Raw genomic sequence first — 2,747 nt, forward strand, 5'->3', positions numbered from 1 at the left:
CTGGGCTCAGAACACACCACCTCCCCGGCTCGAACTCCGGACCTCCTGCACACCGAGGCGCCGAGCACCACCCCATCGAAAAACCAGGGAATCACCACCCCAGAAAGCCTCGTCAGAACACGAGGCGGAAAGCGTGGATCGCATGGCACAGATGGATTTGTTTCCGCATCAGGTGGAAGCGGCCGATGGCATTATGCGCTATCTCCAGACTCCGCCCGGCGGGCGCGTCCCTCCCGAGGGACTGCGCACGCAGGTAATCGCCGCGACCGGATCCGGTAAAACGCTAATCGCTGTAGAGGCCGCGCGGCGGCTTTCCGCGCGGCGGGTGCTGGTCCTGGTCCCGACGCTGGATCTGCTGACTCAGATGGCGGGCGCGTGGCGCCGGGGCGGCCGACGGGGCGCGATGGTCGGGGTGTGTTCGCTGCGTGCCGAGGACAGCGACGGCATCCCGTGCACGACCGACCCGGAGGAGCTGGTGTCGTGGACGCGGGATCTGGAGCCGGTGACCGTGTTCGCCACCTACGCGGCGGTGGGCCTGGGCATCCTCCAGCGGGCACACGAGGCGGGTTTGCCGGTTTGGGACCTCATGATCGTGGACGAAGCCCACCGAACCAGTGGGGACGCTGGGAAGCCGTGGGCGGCCGTGCACGATCAGGCGCGAGTGCCGGCGGTACGGCGGCTGTACATGACCGCGACGGCGCGCGTGTGGGAGGCCGAGGGCGACAAGCCGCGGCTAGTGGCGAGCATGGACGAGGACTCGCCCGTGTTCGGGCCGGTGGCGTACAAGCTCAAACTGTCCGAGGCGATCCGGCGGGGGTTGGTTGCGCCGTACCAGGTGGTGTGCCTGGACATCCGCGACCCGGAGCTGTTCGAGGCGCTTCAGATGGAGTCGGCGGCCTCGGACTCGGTCCGCGGGGCGCGGCTAGCCGCGTTGCAGACCGGGTTGCTGACGGCTGCGGCGCGGGAGCGGCTGCGGCGGATCCTGGCCTTTCACAGTCGGGTCGCCGAGGCCGAGGCGATGGCGGCCGGGGTCGGCGCTGTCGCCGAGCGGCTGGCCGAGGACGACCCGGAGCGGTACCCGTCGGCGGAGCGGGTGTGGGCGGACTGGCTGTATGGGGAACATGCGCCGGGATATCGGCGTCAGGTCTTGAATGAGTTCGCTTCCGATTTCATCGGCGGGGATTCCGATATTCCGGCTGCGGTGCGCGTTCTGAGTTCCGTCAAGGTACTCGGGGAAGGCGTCGACACTGCACAGTGTGATGCGGTCGCTTTCTGCGATGCGCGCGGTTCCATGGTCGATATCGTGCAGATGGTGGGGCGTGCCCTGCGCATGAAGCCGGGAGAGGGGAAATTGGCCTCTCTTGTGGTTCCGGTATTCCTCGGTCCGGACGAGGACGGCGAGGAAATGCTGACCTCGGAGGCGTACGGGACCCTCGCGAAGGTGCTCGGGGCGCTGCGGGCGCACGACACGGACACGATCGAGGCTCTGGCCGACCCGCGGCGGCGCAGCGGCCGGCGGGAGGGCGCCGAGGACGAGGACGGCGCCGAGCTGGAGCACCAGGACGAGGACCAGGAGGAGGAGGAGGAGGAGGAGGAGGACGAGGCGTGGGTGAGCGAGCGGGCGGCCGGGCTGCTGCGGTTCAGCGAGCCGCGTGACCCCGCGCTGCTGGCCCAGTTCGTCAGGTTGCGGGTGATCGACCCGGAGAACGCCTACTGGCGGCGCGGGATCGAGGCAGCCACGCGCTGGCTGCGCGAGAACGGCAGCGACCAGCTCCGGGTGCCGTACGACTACGTGATGCCCGAGGACGATGCGGCGGGCGCGGGGTTCCCGCTGGGGGTGTGGCTGGCTGACCAGCGGCGCTACTACAACGCCGGGACCCTCGATGCGGCGCGGGTGGCCGAGCTGGAGGCGCTGGGCATGGTGTGGTCCCACCAGGACGTGGCGTTCGAGGAAGGCCTCGCGGTGGCGCGGGCGTGGGCGGAGAAGCACGGGCATTTCCTGCCTCTGGCCACAGCCGTGGGCGAGGGCGGGTTCCCCATTGGGGTGTGGGCCAAGAACCAGCGCGCAGCGGCCCGCAAGGCGCTGCTGAACGCCGAACGGCGCGCGGCCGGGGAGGACGTGCCCGTGGCGGCCGGGGAGATGCCTGCGAGCCGTCTGGAGGCGCTGGAGGCCATTGACGCGGGATGGTGCCCGCTGGGGTGGGACGTGGCGTGGCAGCGGTGCTTCCGTCTCGCCCGCGCCCACATCGAGGCTGGCGGCACCCTGCCCGAGGCCGGCGGTGAGCTGGTGGTGCAGGGCGAGGATCTCGGGGTGTGGGCGGCGGCGCAGCGCGCGGGGTGGGACAAGCTGAAGCCCGCCCAGCAGTGGCTCTTGGGTAGCGCCCTGGAACTGGAGCCGGCCGACGACGAGGACAAGCCCGCGCGGCCACGCCGGGAGGACAAGTGGCGGCTGAACATCACGGCCGCCCGGCAGTTCCGCGCTCGTGAGGGCCACCTGACCGTGCCCCGCAAGCACGTCGAAGTGGTCGACGGTGCAGAGATCAAACTGGGTAGCTTCCTGGACAACGCCCGCCGCCGCGCCGACAAGCTGACTCCAGAGCGGCGCGCCGACCTCGATGAACTCGGCATGCGCTGGTAGGGCACGCAAAAACGGCGGCGGGGGGGGGGGGGGGGGGGGGGGGGGGGGGGGGGGGGGGGGGGGGGGGGGGGGGGGGGGGGGGGGGGGGGGGGGGGGGGGGGGGGGGGGG

Annotated in this window: 1 protein-coding gene; it reads left to right on the top strand. The window is 71.3% G+C overall.

Annotated elements, in window-relative coordinates; genetic code table 11:
- Positions 1-142 precede the first annotated feature (142 nt).
- Positions 143-2,638: a helicase associated domain-containing protein gene (locus AC069T_RS37890; protein WP_478787070.1), complete on the top strand. Its 2,496-nt coding sequence runs from the start codon at positions 143-145 to the stop codon at positions 2,636-2,638.
- Positions 2,639-2,747 lie beyond the last annotated feature (109 nt).

The sequence above is a fragment of the Streptomyces sp. NPDC043867 genome, assembly GCF_056435845.1.